Genomic DNA, 16,267 nt, shown 5'->3' on the forward strand with positions numbered 1-16,267 from the left:
TTTGATTCACACAACATGACCGAGCAAACCATTTATTTGTTGAAGGCCCTGTTTCTGGGGATTGTTGAAGGTATTACTGAATTTATTCCTGTCTCCAGTACGGCACACTTGCTGATACTGGGTTCCTGGATTGATTTTTCCTCGGGCGATGCCAAGGTGTTCGAGGTGGTTATTCAGTTTGGTTCGATTTTGGCCGTGGTCTGGATTTTCCGTGCGCGTCTGATTCAACTGATCATGGGAACCTTGCGTGGTGATCGCACTGAGATGATGTTCACTCGCAATCTGCTGATCGCCTTTTTGCCCGCTGCGGTGATTGGTGCCTTGACGATTCAATACGTGAAAGCCTTGTTCCATCACCAGATTGTGTTTGTGTTCACACTGGTGCTGGGGGGCTTGTTGATGCTGTGGGTCGAGCGTAAGCCACAGTATGCAAAGCACACGGCAGATGGCGATCAGGGTGAAACTGCCACTTCGCAAAAGGCCACGGCCTTTGCCTTGGAGCAGATCACCTGGAAGCAGGCTTTGGTCGTTGGTTTTGCCCAGTGCATTGCCATGGTGCCAGGTACGTCGCGTTCGGGGGCGACGATTATCGGCGGTATGCTGGCCGGTATTCAGCGCAAGACGGCCACGGAATTTTCTTTCTTTCTGGCTATGCCAACGATGTTGGCCGCCACGGTCTATGACCTGTACCGCAACGGTGCGTCCTTGAGTACAGATCAGAGCAGCGCGATTATTGTAGGCTTTATTGCCGCTTTCTTTAGTGCGCTATTCCTGGTGAAGGCGGTGCTGCGCTTTGTATCCAGCCGTACTTATCGACCCTTTGCCTGGTATCGGATTGCCCTGGGTGGAGTGTTGTTTGTGTGGCTGATGACGTAGTCCGTTGTCGCTTTAGACGTTTGGAGATCCCCGCTTGGCTTAGCTGTCGGCGGGGATTTTTCTTTTCAGGGAAGTTCAGTAAATAGCCTCCCTCCACGCACACACTCTACCTACCTACCTACCTACCTACCTACCTACCTACCTACCTACCTACCTACCTATCTATCTATCTATCTATCTATCTGTCTGTCTGTCTGTCTCTTGATTGGTGTGCTAACTGGATAGGCACTTTCTTGGCGACTGTTGTGTTCAAGCGTTAGTTAGCAAATAGCGGGTTTGTCGCCAGCTAGTTGATCTGGCATGGTTTGGTTTTTGATACGCTGCTGCTGAGGGGAGCTTGGTCTCAGCAAGACGCCTCTCGGTTCGTCTGCCCCGGTATCCGGGCTGACTACTTGCCGGTGCTGCGCACCGGTACCCTTGTCAGTGTTCGGATACGGGCGCGCCCTTAACTCGCGGGGTGTCTTGTCCCCTGGACAAGACACAAGCGCCCCGCTCAAACAGAAGGGCGCTTGCATCCCGTATCCGAACACCGCCTGCGGCAAGCTGTTTAAACCGCCCCGGATACCGGGGGAGACGAACCGAGAGGCTCACAGTGAGGTGGGGGCAAGCAGCCTTATATCGCTCGTGGTGTTTATGGTTTGTGCTGGAGTACGAGACCAGTTTTCAATAGTTTTTTTTAGCAGCCGCGAGGAAAAGTATCTTGTTGGCAAAAATCACGGTCTCTTTTGTGTTTTTGAGGGGGCCGTTGGGCTCGATGGGCGAGTCAGGGCTCTGGCCGCAGGCTTTTGCATTATCCAGGATGCAAGCCCTGTGCTGTTTGAGCGGGGCGCTTGTGGTTCGTACGGGGGACGAGCCACCCCGCGAGTTCACAGGGCGCCTGGATACTGCAAGAGACCAGGGAACCCGTGCGCAGCACGGGCCGGAGACCCGCCAAGTCGAGCCCAGCGGCCCCCTCAAAAATGCTTATGCAGCCGCCTTGATTCCTGCGGCCTGTCGCTGTCGCTCACAAGAATAAGCAGTTTCTCATCCCATGAACGGACGAAAAAACCCAACTTAAAACCAACTGCCTATAGCTGGAGTCAACGAAGTCAAACTTGCTGAGGTCCCAGTGTCTGGCACTGATCCTTTTTACCCCATTGGTGCAAACAAAGCTGTGTGCCTTCAATACTGATATAGCCGCCACGCCGTTCTTCTTTAGAGAAGTCAGACTCCCAATCCGGCAGTACCCATCGGCGTACCGGTTCAAAGCCGGGAATGTCATGCACGGCGGGTCTATGTGTGTGGCCATGCACCATGGCGTGCACAGAGTGTGCCTCGCAGGCCGCGACAATCGCCGCAGGCTGCACATCCATAATCTCTTTGGATTTGTATTGCTTGCCGCGCTGGCTACCCGCACGGGCAGAGTCTGCAATACGCTGGCGCAGGCTTAACGGGCAGGCCAGGTACAGCTTTTGCAGCCAGGGTTTGCGTACCCAATAGCGAAAGCGTTGATAGGCCAGATCGTCCAGACAATACTCGTCACCGTGGGACATCAAAATCAAACCGGCAGAGGTATCCAGGACCACTTGATCCGGCAAGAGCGTGGCGTGGACATGATGGGCGTAGGCCTTGCCCAGCAGGAAGTCACGATTGCCACGCATTAAATAAAGCGGATGTTGCTGCGCAAAAGAGCGCAGCGCCTCACTGACTTGAGCAAGCCAGGGAGCAGGGTGGGCAATTTGATCGTCACCGATCCAGGCATTGAAAATATCACCGCCCAGAATCAAGACGTGTGCCTGATGCTGGGCGGAGTGCAGAAACTGCAGGAAATCCTGGACGGTGTCTGGATTGTCCGGACCCAGGTGCAGGTCCGCAGCAATCCAGATAGTGCCCGCAAGCGTGAGCTTATTCGACAAGCGTGGCTTTTTCCAGAACGACGTCTTCAACGGGCACGTCTTGGTGGAAGCCCTTGTTGCCCGTGCGCACGGTCTTGATTTTGTCGACCACATCCATGCCTTCGATCACGCGGCCAAATACGGCGTAACCCCAGCCATTGGCGGTCGGTGCGGTGAAGTTCAGGAAGTCGTTGTCAGCCACGTTGATGAAGAACTGAGCCGTAGCCGAGTGTGGATCGGACGTACGAGCCATGGCCAGGGTGTACTTGTCGTTCTTCAAACCGTTGTCGGCTTCATTTTTGACAGGAGCATTGGTCGATTTTTGCTTCATGTCGGCCTCAAAGCCACCACCCTGGATCATGAAGTTGTTGATCACACGGTGAAACACGGTGCCGTCGTAAAAACCGCTGGACACATAGTCCACAAAGTTGGCAACGGTGTTGGGGGCTTTTTCTGCGTTCAGTTCGATCAGGATGGTGCCCTGATTCGTCTGCAGTTGGACGCGTGGGGAGGTGCTCATAGAAGTGCCTTCAGAAGAAGTGGAAGAATCTGCTGCCATAGCCGGACTGCTCATCATAGGCATAGCCATACAGGCAGCAATAAGCAGGGTGCGCAAGCGACGAGCCTGATCACACCATTGAAATGTGCTTGCAAACATAAGAGAGGGACAATCCCGTCAAATAAAAATCTTATTGTTGCAGAATTTGGCCAGTTTGTTGCGCGCGCTGGGCTGCTTTGGGCACACCGCTGGCGGCGGCTTGACGATAGGTGTCATTGGCCAGCATCAATTGGACTTCACCCATATTGGCGCGAGCCAGTGCGTAGGACGGATCGGCGGTCAAGGCCATTTTCAGGGCCTCCAGTGCCATATCCAGCTTGTCTTGTGCAATGTACTCAGCCGCCAGATTATTCCAGGGCTCGGGAAGCTCCGGATAATAGGTGGTCATATCCTGATAGAGGCGGATTGCGCCATTATGGTCACCACTGGCCGACAGGGCACGTGCTTTCAAAAACAGCAGTTGTACATTGGCCCCGGGTTCGCCACGGTCTTTGCGCTGCTCTAGCTGTTTCTCAATAGCTTGCAAGGCGTCAGCATGACGGCCTTGGGCAATGAGGGTGCTGATGCGCTGACTGATTTGAGCGGAGCTAAGCGGCAACGAGGTATCCACACTGGGCGCGAGCACGTCCAGTGCACGGGCCAGTCCCTTCCAGCCACGTTCAGGTTCGGGGGCGATATCGAGCAGGGGATCGTTCACCCGCACGGCGGGCGGGGGTAAATCGGGCAAGGATTGGGCGCTCACGTTGAGACCGAGGGCCAGCAAAAAGGCCAGGGTGCACGGAGCGAAAAACCGAGTCCGTCTAGGTGTACTGAGCACAGAGGGGGCGCCTATAAAATCTGGCTTGAAGACCAGGAAGGTTGGTAGATTGCTGCCTTTAACGAGGTCTGCTTGCTATACTTGTTGACCATCATTCTAACCTTGCCTCTTGCCGGGCGGGAAATACGGAACCTGATCCAAGGGCAAATTGTTCTGGCACAAGGTTCCGATTTTATGACGATTACAGGCCATGTTGCGCATTTATAACTCGTTGTCACGCTCTAAAGAGGTGTTTTCTCCGGTTGAACCGGGCCACGTACGTATGTACGTCTGTGGTATGACGGTGTACGACTTCTGTCATTTGGGGCATGCCCGTATGCTGGTCAGTTTTGACATCGTGCAGCGCTGGCTGCGAGCAAGCGGCTATCGCGTCTCGTATGTGCGCAACATTACCGATATTGATGACAAGATCATCCGCCGTGCCGTCGAGCGCAAGCAACTGATGTCACAGGTGACGGACTTTTATATTGCGGCCATGCATGCCGACGAAAAGGCCCTGGGTGTGCAAAGTCCCGATTCGGAGCCGCGTGCTACACAGTACGTGCCCGATATGCTGGGCATTATTGCCAAGCTGGAAGAGAACGGTCTGGCCTACCAGTCCGAGGACGGTGATGTGAACTATGCGGTGCGTCAGTTCCCCGGCTACGGCAAATTGTCGGGCCGCTCCCTGGACGATCTGCGTGCCGGTGAGCGTGTTGCCCTGAACTCGGCCAAGCGCGACCCCCTGGATTTTGTGCTGTGGAAGGCAGCAAAAGAAGACGAGCCTGCCGAATCCAAGTGGGAATCGTCCTATGGTCTTGGCCGTCCGGGCTGGCACATTGAGTGCTCGGCCATGAGCAAGGCACTGCTGGGTCAGCCCCTGGATATTCATGGCGGTGGCCCGGACTTGAAGTTCCCCCATCACGAAAACGAAATTGCCCAAACAGAAGGTGCTTTTGGCGGCCAGTTGGCCAATGTCTGGATGCACTGCGGTCCCCTGATGGTGGACTCGGAAAAAATGTCCAAGTCCCTGGGCAATTTCCGTCGCATCCGCGATACCGTGGCTCCTGAAGGTCTGGCCGACGAAGAAAGCAGCTACATCGCCAATCCGCGTGAAGCGGAAATGCTGCGTTTCTTTATTGTGCGCAACCATTACCGCAGTCTGCAAAACTACGCGCCGGACAATCTGCGCGACGCCCAACAGGCGCTGGATCGTCTGTACCAGACCTTGCAACACGTTCCTGCGGCCGAAGTGGACATTGATTGGACTCAAGGCCCCGCGCTGGCTTTTGCCGAAGCCATGAATGACGACTTCAATACCGCTGGAGCCATTGCCGTCCTGTTCGAGCTGGCTGGTCAGGCCAACCGTGACAAGGATGCGCAGGCCGCCGGCTTGATGCGTGCGCTCGGTGGGGTGATTGGTCTTTTGCAAGTGGAGCCGGCCGTTTATTGGCGCGCCAGCACACGCTTTGGCCAAGCGGGCAATGTGGCTGGTGCCGACTCCTTGAGTGATACCCAGATTGACGCGCTGCTGGCTGAACGCAGCCAGGCTAAACAGAACCGGGACTTTGCCCGTGCCGATGCCATTCGTGATCAGCTTAAAGAGCAGGGCGTTGAGCTGGAAGATCGGCCAGGTGGAGCAACACAATGGCGCAGGGCCTAAACGGCGTCCAATCCGGCCCCCAAGTTCGTTTGGTGGGCAAACCTGATTACTGGGACGACGCGTGCGCCCAGTTGATGAGGCGCGATCGTATCTTGCGCAAGCTCATCCCCCAGCACGGCGACTATTGTTTGCAACATCAGGCACCGGCTTTCACCACCTTGGTGCGCTCTATCGTGGGCCAGCAACTGGCCTCGCGTACAGCGGACCAGTTGTGGCGTAAGCTGCTGGACGGTTGCGGTCAGGCGCTCTCGCCCAAACTGATTGTGGAACTGGGCTACGAGGCCTTGCATGGTTTGGGTTTGCCCAAACGCAAGGCTGAATACATTGTTGATTTGGCGACGCACTTTGATGCTCGTAAAATCGACCCCCAGGCATGGCAGTCCCTGTCTGACGAAGCCGTTATTGCTGATCTGTGCGCCATTCGTGGCGTGGGTCGCTGGACGGCAGATATGTTTCTGATTTTCAACTTGCACAGACCCGATGTTCTCCCTTTGGATGATGCGGGCCTGCTCAAGGCAATCTCTCTGCACTATTTCAGCGGCGAGCCGGTATCCCGGTTCGAGGCGCGTGAAGTTGCTCAAGCGTGGGCACCGTGGTGCACGGTGGCCACCTGGCATCTGTGGCGCAGTCTGAACACAGTTGCGGTACGATATTAAATTAGGCCTAAACCTTAAGAACCGACATGCGAAATACATTCCTGGAATTTGAGCAGCCTTTGGCCGAGCTCGAAGGCAAAATCGAAGAGCTCCGCTACGTGCAATCTGATTCCGCTGTGGATATTTCAGAGGAACTCAGCCGTCTGCAGCAAAAAAGCCAGACGCTGGCCAAAAATATTTACGCCAAGCTCACGCCTTGGCAAACGGCCCTGGTTGCTCGCCATCCGCAACGTCCCTACACGCTGGACTATGTAAACCAGATCTTCTCGGACTTTCATGAGTTACATGGCGACCGCATGTACGCGGATGACCTGGCTATTGTGGGTGGTCTGGCCCGTTTCAACGGCACACCGTGCATGGTCATTGGTCATCAGAAAGGTCGTGATACCAAAGAGCGCGCCCGCCGCAACTTTGGCATGCCGCGCCCCGAAGGTTATCGCAAAGCCTTGCGCCTGATGCATCTGGCAGAAAAATTCGGCATTCCGGTTTTCACGTTCGTGGACACCCCCGGTGCTTACCCCGGTATTGGTGCTGAAGAGCGTGGCCAGTCCGAAGCGATCGGCCATAACCTGTTTGCCATGGCCAAACTGCGTGTGCCTATCATCTCCACCATTATTGGTGAAGGCGGTTCGGGCGGCGCGTTGGCCATTGCTGTGGGAGATGTGGTGTCCATGTTGCAATACTCCACCTACGCCGTCATCTCGCCCGAAGGTTGCGCCTCAATTTTGTGGCGTAGCGCGGACAAAGCTCCTGTGGCGGCTGAAGCGCTAGCCATCACTGCCCCGCGTTTGAAAGAACTGGGTCTGGTTGATCGCGTGATCAATGAACCTATCGGTGGCGCGCATCGCGACCCCACTATGATGGCACGCCAATTGGGCCGCGCTTTGGCTGACGCCTTGCGTCAGGTCTCAGGCCTGAGCACCGAACAATTGCTGGCGCAGCGTATGGAACGTCTCTTGGCCTACGGGCGTTATCAGGAAGTTCGTGCCTGATCCATTGTCTTCCAGTCAGCTGGGGGGCTTTAGCCCCTCAACCCCGCTGCTGGAGGCGCTTGATCATCACCTAAGTTTTAAAAGTGGCGATAGTGTCGCTGTTGCCTTAAGTGGTGGTGCGGACTCGGCAATGCTGGCGGTACATGCCCATCTTTGGGCCAGCCGCCGCAACGTCACACTTCATTTTTTCCATATTCACCATGGCCTGCAAGCCATTGCCGATCAATGGCAAGCGCATGTGCATGATTTGGCTGCGCGTTTGCAGCGACCCTGTCACAGCTTGCGAGTCCAGGTACAGTCCCGCCGTCTCAGCGCGGATGGTATGGAGTCTGCCGCGCGTGATGCCCGCTATCAGGGGCTGGCTGAACTGGCGCATTTTGTTGGCTTGCAGCATGTGCTGCTGGCTCATCATCAGGACGATCAGGCTGAAACCGTTTTGATGCGTTTGCTGCGAGGCACGGGCACAACCGGCCTGGGTGCGATGGCTCCCCATATGCAGCGCGATGATCTGAATTACTGGCGACCCTGGCTGGAACAGCCCAGGGCTCTTATTCTTCAAACCAGTGAAAATTTTGCAGCGGCCACAGGCTGGCACGCAGTGCAAGACCCTACCAATATCAATCCTGAGTACACCCGTGGTGCAGTGCGCGACTTGCTCACGCCCGTGCTGGATGCACGCTGGCCGGGTTGGCAACGCCGTTTGCAACGACAAGCCCAGTTAAGCCGTGAGACGCAGGACGTATTGGACAGTGTGGCCCGCCAGGATTGGCAAGCTCTGGAGCCGGATGAGGCAGGCCGCAGTTTCAGCCTGAGCGCCTGGCGTCAGTTGGAACCGGCCCGACAAAGCATGGTGATCCGTTATTGGTTGCAAGCGCAGGGTGCAGGTTTACCCACGCATGCACGTCTGGCGGAGTTGTTGCGCCAGCTGCGCGGTGTCCATGCCCAAGGTCACGACAGAAATTTGATATGGAAGCAAGGACCGAATCTGATCCGCTGTGTGCGTGGTCGGGTGCAAATTGAATCTGCCTGCTCAGGTGAGCAGAAAAACAGTCTGGGGGCAGATCAATCTAACAAGTAAGTAGTTTGGGGTGGCCTGTGGCAGGAGCGTGGGCTATGGTGTTGAGTCGGCAAAGTATGTGTTTTTTGCGTGCGTATCTGGTAGAGCCTGCGCTTGGGGCACAGAAAGTCGTTAAAATAGTTGGGTTTTGTGTCTATCCCAGACCTTAGCCCTTTGATGCAGAGTAAAAGATGTCCCTGATCGTACATAAATATGGCGGCACGTCGATGGGCTCGATCGAGCGCATCCAGAATGTGGCGCGTCGGGTTGCCAAATGGCATGCCGCCGGGCACCAAGTTGTGGTGGTTCCTTCGGCCATGTCCGGTGAAACCAACCGTTTGCTAGGCCTGGCCAAAGAACTGAGCATTCAGCCTGATCCGCGCGAGCTGGATATGCTGGCTGCCACGGGTGAACAAGCCAGTAGCGCTTTGTTGGCCATGGCTTTGGCTGCCCAGGGCGTTCCCGCCCGCAGCTACGCCGGTTGGCAAGTTCCCGTTAAAACCGACAATGCCTACACCCGTGCCCGCATTAGTTCTATTGATGACACCCGCATCCGCCAGGATTTGGACGCAGGCCGTGTGGTCGTTGTGACCGGCTTCCAAGGTGTGGATGAAGAAGGCAACATCACGACCTTGGGTCGTGGCGGTTCGGACACCTCTGCGGTGGCGATGGCCGCTGCCATGAAGGCCAGTGAATGCCTGATCTTTACCGATGTGGACGGTGTCTACACAACTGACCCACGCGTTGTGCCAGAAGCTCGACGCATGAAAGTGCTGTCCTTTGAAGAGATGCTGGAAATGGCCTCCTTGGGCTCCAAAGTTCTTCAAATCCGGTCCGTGGAATTTGCTGGCAAGTACAAGGTGCCTGTGCGCGTCCTGTCCTCCATGACCGACCCCATGATTCCGCTCGAAGAAGAAATGTCTTCGGGCACGCTGATTACTTTCGAGGAAGACCAAAAAATGGAAGCTGCCGTTGTCTCTGGCATCGCCTTCAGCCGTGATGAAGCCAAATTCACCCTGCGCGCCGTCCCTGACACCCCTGGCGTGGCCTATTCCATTCTGGGCCCTATTGCCGCAGCCAACATTGAAGTCGATATGATTTTGCAGAACCTGTCGGTTCAAGGCACAACTGACTTCTCCTTTACCGTCAGCCGCAACGATGCGCTGCGCACCAAGGAACTGTTGATGAACCAGGTCGGTCCTGCTGTGGGCGCTGGCGAAATCGTGTTTGACGAAGCCGTGTGCAAGGTGTCCATCGTTGGTATCGGCATGCGTAACCACGCTGGTATTGCCAGCTCCATGTTCCGCGCCTTGTCCGAAGAGGGCATCAATATCCAGATGATCAGCACCAGCGAGATCAAGACCTCGGTCATCATTGCTGACAAGTACATGGAATTGGCCGTACGTGCTCTGCACAAGACGTTCGAGCTGGATCAGGAAAAATAATCCCTATAGCTATTTGCATTGGTTTTTTAAAAATGCTATAGTTACTTCTTTCCTAGAGCTGGAGACGTGGCCGAGAGGTTGAAGGTACTCCCCTGCTAAGGGAGCATACGGCTTATACCCGTATCGAGGGTTCGAATCCCTCCGTCTCCGCCAGCTGAAATTAAATTAAGCCCTTGTTTTCAAGGGCTTTTTTTATTGCCCGCCGCTTGTTCGCGTGTGCCCAAGCCTGCCGGGAAAGAGCGATCAGGCACGTTGTCGACGCTGCGTTCAAGCCTGTTCTGAAGCCAAAATAAAAAATAATTGTTACCTTTATTCTGGGACAGAGTGAAGCCAATTTCACGGATAGTCCGGCTGACAAATTTCAGACAGTATGGAATTCAAACAGGGCAAGTCTTTTTAGAGCAAGACTATTAAAGAGTGAAATGCTGTGTCGTTTTTGGCACAGGCCAAGAAAAGCAGTGAATCTCGTGCTTACAATCAAACAAAGTGTTTTGCGTCGTTCAAGACGGCTGTCTTGTTTTTTAGGGCGAGCGATGATTAAACGAGTGCTCTGTATCTGTGGCATGGCCTTGATGGGCCTGCCGTTCTTGGCGTCCTCAACTGAGCTGGCATTGGATGACCAGGTCGTGACTCGTTATGTGCAAAGCCTGCACGATATTTTGCCAGTGCTCCAAACGGTAGAGCGCAGCGAGCCTGTTTGGGATGGGGGGCTGCCCGACGGTTTTCCTCCTGTGCTCGATGTCGCTCAGATAAGGCGCGGTTCGGATCTGTACCGCCAATTAAACAGCCTGACGCAAAAGCATGGGTTTTCGGGGCTGGAGCAATGGGACGCTGTGGGGCAGCGTATTTGGCTGACGCGTCTGTATATTCAAGAGCGCGAAGATCTGGACTTGGTCTATGAACAGCTGGATGCGCTGGAGGCGGCTTTGCGTGATAATGCCCGCCAATACTCTACTGCCGAGCTGGAGCAGTTAATGCGTACTTTCCAGATCAGCAAAAATCATATTTTGCGCTTGATTGCCACTCGCAGTGATGTGCCTCCTGTGCAGGCGCATATGCCTGATCTGGATGCGGCCTTGGCTTCTTTGGAATAAAGGCGCAGGCCGCGTATCGCGTTGCCCAGGATGCTGCAAGGGCGTCCGTTGATGATTTCTTACCGGCAATATGGCCCATTTGTCATATTTTGACGCTTATTTTCTGAGCATGGCATAGGGAATCGGGGATAATTGCCGTCTCTTTGAAATCTAGTGGGAAGACTGAAGCGTCATGCGTATCATCTTGATTTTGTTGGGGGCCGCTGTGCTGGCCTACCTGATTGCCAAAGGCATACGGCAACTGATGGTGGAACGTCGTCAATTAAAAGACCAGACGCGTCAGCCACATAAAGGAAGCCGTGATGAGCACTGATAAAAATCCATTAACGAAACTGGCTGCTAAAGCAAAATCAGAAGGTGGCACGACCCATTACTCCAAGGGACTGGGCTTTCTTGGGGCCGCTGTTGTTATTTTCCTGATCCTGATTGTGGCCTCCATGGGGTCGTTCCTGCAGGTCGATCAGGGTGAACGTGGTGTGGTGCTGCGTAACGGTAAGCTGGTGCGTGTGGCCGAACCAGGATTGGACTTTAAGGTTCCGTTCTTTGATACGGTACGCAAGATTTCGGTGCGTGATCACACGGTTCGCATGCAGCTTGAGGCGTATAGTTTTGACCAGCAGTCTGCCTCCATGGTGGCCTCGGTAACGTATCGAGTGCCTGAAACCGATGTGGCCCAGTTGTACTCCGAATACGGTTCGCTGGAAGCGTTGGAGGCCCGCTTGCTGGAGCGCAAGGCTCTGGACGTAATCAAGAACGTGTTCGGTAAGTACACCGCCGCTCAGTCCATTCAGAATCGTGAAAAACTCGGTGCTGACATTAACGAGGCCATGCGCGTGACGCTGGAGTCTGCCCCCATGCAGATGATGGGTGTACAGGTTGAGGAAGTGTCTTTTTCCAAAGCGTACGAGCAGTCGATTGAAAACCGCATGTTGGCCCAGGTTCAAATTGAAACCACGCGCCAGCAAAAAGAAACCGCTTCTATTCAGGCTGAAATCCAGGTGGTGCAGGCCGAAGCAGAGGCTCGCGCTCAACGCGAACGCTACATGGCTGAAGCCGATGGTATTCGTCTGCGTGGTGAAGCTGAGGCCAAGGCGATTTCTGCCAAGGCCCAGGCATTAGCCCAGAACACCAATCTGGTCAACTTGAATGCAGTGGAAAAGTGGGACGGTAAACTACCAGAAAGTCTGGTTCCCGGTTCTGCCATGCCCTTTATCGGACTGCGTTAATTTACTGACAGTCGTTAGCCCGAACAGCGTTTCTCCGGTAGCGTTACAGCAAAGGTAACGCTACCGTTTGTTTTTCCAAGGAGTGATCAATGAATGATGATATGAATCCGGTTCCACAAGACGAGGGTACCAAGCAGTTGGTCAACCTACGTAACCTGACATTAATCAATTACGCCCTGTACATCTTGTCCATGTTTGGCGGTATTACCGCCTTGGTCGCCATCATCATCAATTACATCAAACGTGATGAGGTTCGCGGCACTTACCTGGAGTCGCACTTCGATTGGCAAATCCGTACTTTCTGGTGGGGCCTGGTTGGCGTGGTGCTGTCGTTCTTGCTGATGGCGATTCTGGTCGGTTTTGTGACCATCGTGATTGTGGGCGTGTGGATCGTGTACCGCCTGGTCAAAGGCCTGTTGGCATTGAATGACGGCAAGGCCATTGCCTGATTGCCAGAACGCCGGGCCGTCTGATCAGATAGGCTTTGAGTCTGCTTGGGCCAGGGCCCGCATATTCTCGCGGACCTCTTTCGGCGGCACTCCGAAGTGCCGTCGAAATGCCCGGCTGAAATGGGCAGAGCTGCTGAACCCCCAGTGGTAAGCAATTTCTGTGATGGTCCTGTGCTGATGGGCCAGTTGGCGTAAATCCTGTTCAGCGCCTTGCAAGCGCATGGACCAGATCCAGCTTGTCAGTGAGTTGGCCTCGCCCTCCCAGGCGCGGTGTACGGTGCTGGGCGTCAGGTCCAAGCGTTTGGCAATTTTGCCTATATTCAATTGAGGATCGCGCAGATTCTCCAGCACATAGGCTTTGATGCGGTCGCGTCGTACAGACCCTGTGTTGTCCTGTAAAGGCAGGCCGCCCAGATTCTCTGCTAGCGCCGCGACCAGAATGCTGACCAAGCTGTCAGCAAGCGACGTATCTACACTGGGGCCTCCGGAAGGGGGGCAGTCGGTTAGCTCGCTGACCATATGGGAGAGCAAGCGTGCCGTGCCCGATTGCGCGCTGGTGATTTTGCAGGCTGTCATGTCCTCGGCATTGTGCAAACGATTGCGCAAAATGGAGCCGGGCAAAGAAAGTACATACTGCTCAAAGTCCTGATCAAACAGAAGCTGATAGGGACGGGTGGAGTCGTACAAGGCCAATTCACCGGGTTGCAGGTAAGCGGTCTTGTCATCCTGAACCAGCTTTCCCGCTCCGGCCACTTGTATGCTGAGCAGAAAAATATCCTCGGATGCTCTGGAGATTTGCAGCGGCGTGCGCAGGACTGTCTGTGTGGTCGAGGTGATATGAGAGAGGCTGACAGCGGCCAGTTCATGGCGCGTGATGGCACCGAAGAAGGGGGCAGAGGAATGGGAGGGGACGGTGCACTCCAGTTGTACATAGGCCTTATTGACGGCCTCCATCCAGTAGGGCGCGCGCCGGGTAGGGGGAATTGCCGTGGTGGACCATTGCTCCATTGATGACCTCTGCGTCGTGTATCCGAATGCTGACGGCAGGACTGCGATCAACTGGACTGACTAAGTATCAGGCAAGATCTTTGGTTTGCACCAGACCAGAAATAGTGGCGGGTGACGATAATTTCCGACCAGGATGAGGCGGTGGCCGCAACGAGAAGGCAAAAGAAAGCAAGGCCTGGGCAGTCTGTCCGGGCCTTGCTTTCTGGGCGATCAGGACGGTTCCTGCACCAACAGTGTGTCCGATTCCTGGATCTGGCTGATGGCAACTGGTGCAATCGTACTGGGTGTGAGTGGTTCGCAGGCCTCTTCCTTGATCAGGCTTTGGGAGTGAACCCGTGTCATGGGCTCACGGTGCCCCAAATCCAGTACCAAACGGGTAGCCTCAGGTTTGGAATAGTGACCTGCGGGGTCGTTGATTGCCTTGGCGAAGGCAATTTCTTCCATGTTCAGGTCGGCAATGATCAGGCCTTCGGCATCGTGCGGCAGGTAGGGGGCCAGTGTGCGTCCGTCTGGCGCAAAAATCATGGAACTGCCACCGCCCACGGTCAATAAGGAGGCGTTGTGCTCTCCCACTTCCAGCATGTCCAGCGTCTCTTGAGTGACCACACTGCTGGCGGCGATGGTAAAGCATTGGCCTTCGACCGAATAGATTTGCGAGGCAGCCATGTTTACTTTGGCGCTGAGAGCATGGGCCTGTTCGCTGTACAGCGAAAAAGACGGCCAGGCGGCAATGTGAATGGCTTCGTGCTGGGAGTACAGCGCGTACTTGCTCAAGGGAGACAGGTGCTCCCAGCAGCACAGCGCACCGACGCGGCCCAGCTCGGTGTCGGACACAATCAGATCACGGGCATAGCCTTCACCAAACACGGTGCGCTCGACATGTGTGGGTTTAAGTTTGCGGCGCGACCACAGCATCTCGCCTTTGTCGTCGATCAGGCATTGGCCCAGATACAGGCTGCCACCACTGCGTTCGCTATAGCCCAAGGCAATGAAAATGCCCAAGGTTCGTGCGGCCTGGGCAATGCGTTGAAATTCTGCACTGTCCAGCGAGAGCGAGTTGGCATAGTAGCGGGCACTGTATTTCAGCGACCAGGCCGGTGCGCCCAACCAGACGTGGAAGGGGTAGCCTGGCAGCCAGGTTTCACCAAACACGATCAGGTCGCAGCCCTCATCGCGGGCCTGACGAGCCAGCTCAATGGTTTTATCAACCCCTGCTGCCAGATCGTAGTTGGGAGAGGCGGCCTGTACGGCGGCTGCCCGGACGATTTTTCTTGTCTGCATACATCCTCCTTGTCGCGGTATCCGCGATTCTGATCGTCAGACCGCGCTGCTTACTGAGCCCGGCCATTTTGGTTTGCGTCAGTGTAGGAGGGGTGGGCGGCGCTGAATTGACTGACAGGCGCAGGATGCTTGACTGGGAGTCGCAAGCATGGGGTCAGGAGGGGTTCATCCTGATCCGGCCGTCCATGCAGTGAACAAGCAGGGAGTGAACTATCCGGCCTAAGGTGCGAAGCTGTATTGCACCGTCAGCCCCATGCCCAAGACCCACAGAATCAGGGGAATGGGGCGCATCAGCAAGCCGGGAATGGCGCGCAGAATAAAGCCGATCAAGCGGGTGAACAGCCAGAGCAGGGGTGGCGATTGATCTTTTTCCTTCATATAGAGGATGCCTTGCGACAGCAAAAAGGACTGCGACAAGTAGGCGGCGTAAAACACCATGCCCAAGAAAAAAGCCAGCCAGTAATACAACATGCTCATAGGGTGCAAAAAGAAAGAGTACGGCGCATTATATCGGTCTGTAGCAGCTATGATCGTATTTTTGGCCGGACCTGGGGCCGGCTGTGGGTGCAGGCTTTTTGTACGAGGCAGGTATGCAAAATATTTATTCTATTGATGGGCTGGTGCCTGTGGTTCACCCCACGGCCTATGTTCATCCTACCGCTGTACTGATTGGTGACGTCATTATTGGTGAGGGCGTGTATATCGGCCCTTTGGCCAGTTTGCGAGGGGACTTCGGGCGCATCATCATGAAGGCCGGCTCCAATATTCAGGACACCTGTGTTATTCACGGCACGCCTTATCAGGATACGGTGGTGCATGAGGATGGCCACGTCGGACACGGCGCGGTGCTGCACGGCTGCGTCATTGGTCGCAACGTGTTGGTGGGCATGAATGCGGTCGTCATGGACGCGGCGGACATCGGTGCAGACAGCATTATTGGTGCCATGGCCTTTGTGAAAAAAGGCATGCAAGTGCCTCCCCGCAGTCTGGTGGCGGGGTCCCCGGCGACGGTGGTCAAAGAGCTGGATCAGAAAGCCATTGATGGCAAATTCTTCGGCACGCGTATGTACCAGCGATTGGCGCAGCGTTCTTTGGCAACGATGCAACGCGTGGAGCCCTTGACGGAAGTGGAAGCAGACCGCCCGCGTTTGCGTGAAGATCAGATTTATCCGGTTGATTAAGCGAAGCGGGGCTTGAATGGAGATTTGCTTCCATCAGGATCCCGTTCTTGTTGCTGATTTATGCGCCGATTTGCATCAGCACGGGGCTATTTATTGGCACTCCATGCGCC

General features: G+C 55.2%; 17 protein-coding genes and 1 tRNA gene. 12 read left to right on the forward strand and 6 right to left on the reverse strand.

What is annotated here, in order from left to right; all coding sequences use genetic code 11:
- The first annotated feature begins 15 nt into the window (after window positions 1-15).
- Window positions 16-876: an undecaprenyl-diphosphate phosphatase gene (locus AC6I6N_RS12110; RefSeq protein WP_094195899.1), complete on the forward strand. Its 861-nt coding sequence runs from the start codon at window positions 16-18 to the stop codon at window positions 874-876.
- 1,088 nt (window positions 877-1,964) lie between these two features.
- Here the strand turns inward: AC6I6N_RS12110 and AC6I6N_RS12115 are convergent.
- From AC6I6N_RS12115 to AC6I6N_RS12125, 3 genes are all read right to left on the reverse strand, one after another.
- Window positions 1,965-2,771: a UDP-2,3-diacylglucosamine diphosphatase gene (locus AC6I6N_RS12115; protein WP_321268074.1), complete on the reverse strand. Its 807-nt coding sequence runs from the start codon at window positions 2,769-2,771 to the stop codon at window positions 1,965-1,967.
- Window positions 2,761-3,270 (reverse strand): peptidylprolyl isomerase, encoded by a 510-nt coding sequence (locus tag AC6I6N_RS12120; protein WP_199827856.1) that lies wholly within the window; start codon window positions 3,268-3,270, stop codon window positions 2,761-2,763. Before AC6I6N_RS12120 ends, AC6I6N_RS12115 begins: the two co-directional genes overlap by 11 nt.
- A 169-nt stretch (window positions 3,271-3,439) precedes the next feature.
- Window positions 3,440-4,051 (reverse strand): tetratricopeptide repeat protein, encoded by a 612-nt coding sequence (locus AC6I6N_RS12125; protein ID WP_230019128.1) that lies wholly within the window; start codon window positions 4,049-4,051, stop codon window positions 3,440-3,442.
- A 265-nt stretch (window positions 4,052-4,316) separates the two neighbouring features.
- Here AC6I6N_RS12125 and cysS point away from each other — a divergent pair, with 265 nt between their 5' ends.
- From cysS to AC6I6N_RS12175, 10 genes are all read left to right on the forward strand, one after another.
- A complete protein-coding gene (gene cysS, locus AC6I6N_RS12130; RefSeq protein WP_094195902.1) occupies window positions 4,317-5,768 on the forward strand; it encodes a cysteine--tRNA ligase in 1,452 nt (483 codons plus the stop codon).
- Window positions 5,753-6,424 (forward strand): DNA-3-methyladenine glycosylase family protein, encoded by a 672-nt coding sequence (locus AC6I6N_RS12135; RefSeq protein ID WP_094195903.1) that lies wholly within the window; start codon window positions 5,753-5,755, stop codon window positions 6,422-6,424. Before cysS ends, AC6I6N_RS12135 begins: the two co-directional genes overlap by 16 nt.
- A 26-nt stretch (window positions 6,425-6,450) precedes the next feature.
- Window positions 6,451-7,416: an acetyl-CoA carboxylase carboxyltransferase subunit alpha gene (locus AC6I6N_RS12140; protein ID WP_042483971.1), complete on the forward strand. Its 966-nt coding sequence runs from the start codon at window positions 6,451-6,453 to the stop codon at window positions 7,414-7,416.
- A 130-nt stretch (window positions 7,417-7,546) separates the two neighbouring features.
- Entirely contained in the window at window positions 7,547-8,494 is a 948-nt protein-coding gene (gene tilS, locus AC6I6N_RS12145; RefSeq protein ID WP_406612140.1) for a tRNA lysidine(34) synthetase TilS, read from the forward strand.
- Between the two features lie 170 nt (window positions 8,495-8,664).
- Window positions 8,665-9,918, forward strand: coding sequence for an aspartate kinase (locus AC6I6N_RS12150; protein WP_094195904.1), 1,254 nt, complete (start codon window positions 8,665-8,667; stop codon window positions 9,916-9,918).
- Between the two features lie 60 nt (window positions 9,919-9,978).
- Window positions 9,979-10,071 (forward strand) — tRNA-Ser (locus AC6I6N_RS12155).
- Between the two features lie 380 nt (window positions 10,072-10,451).
- The gene (locus tag AC6I6N_RS12160) at window positions 10,452-11,012 is read left to right on the forward strand and encodes a hypothetical protein (protein ID WP_234354384.1); all 561 of its coding nucleotides are present in this window, start codon (window positions 10,452-10,454) and stop codon (window positions 11,010-11,012) included.
- 172 nt (window positions 11,013-11,184) lie between these two features.
- Window positions 11,185-11,325: a hypothetical protein gene (locus AC6I6N_RS12165; RefSeq protein WP_022983530.1), complete on the forward strand. Its 141-nt coding sequence runs from the start codon at window positions 11,185-11,187 to the stop codon at window positions 11,323-11,325.
- A complete protein-coding gene (locus tag AC6I6N_RS12170; RefSeq protein ID WP_346549105.1) occupies window positions 11,315-12,238 on the forward strand; it encodes a prohibitin family protein in 924 nt (307 codons plus the stop codon). Before AC6I6N_RS12165 ends, AC6I6N_RS12170 begins: the two co-directional genes overlap by 11 nt.
- An 89-nt stretch (window positions 12,239-12,327) precedes the next feature.
- Window positions 12,328-12,687 carry a DUF4870 family protein gene (locus AC6I6N_RS12175; protein ID WP_094195907.1) on the forward strand — a complete coding sequence of 120 codons (360 nt, stop codon included), beginning with the start codon at window positions 12,328-12,330 and terminating at the stop codon, window positions 12,685-12,687.
- A 24-nt stretch (window positions 12,688-12,711) separates the two neighbouring features.
- Here AC6I6N_RS12175 and AC6I6N_RS12180 read toward each other — a convergent pair whose 3' ends face one another.
- From AC6I6N_RS12180 to AC6I6N_RS12190, 3 genes are all read right to left on the reverse strand, one after another.
- Complete coding sequence (locus AC6I6N_RS12180) at window positions 12,712-13,695, reverse strand: AraC-like ligand-binding domain-containing protein (RefSeq protein WP_497943538.1); 984 nt, start codon at window positions 13,693-13,695, stop codon at window positions 12,712-12,714.
- Window positions 13,696-13,905: 210 nt separating this feature from the next.
- Window positions 13,906-14,976: a nitrilase gene (locus AC6I6N_RS12185; RefSeq protein WP_346549107.1), complete on the reverse strand. Its 1,071-nt coding sequence runs from the start codon at window positions 14,974-14,976 to the stop codon at window positions 13,906-13,908.
- Window positions 14,977-15,195: 219 nt separating this feature from the next.
- Window positions 15,196-15,453 (reverse strand): hypothetical protein, encoded by a 258-nt coding sequence (locus AC6I6N_RS12190; protein ID WP_094195910.1) that lies wholly within the window; start codon window positions 15,451-15,453, stop codon window positions 15,196-15,198.
- 113 nt (window positions 15,454-15,566) lie between these two features.
- Between AC6I6N_RS12190 and AC6I6N_RS12195 the strand changes: the two genes are divergently transcribed.
- On the forward strand, window positions 15,567-16,157 hold the full coding sequence (locus AC6I6N_RS12195) for a phenylacetic acid degradation protein PaaY (protein WP_094198279.1): 591 nt from the start codon (window positions 15,567-15,569) through the stop codon (window positions 16,155-16,157).
- The last annotated feature ends 110 nt before the right edge of the window (window positions 16,158-16,267 follow it).

The organism is Alcaligenes sp. LTN-3 (assembly GCF_059735605.1).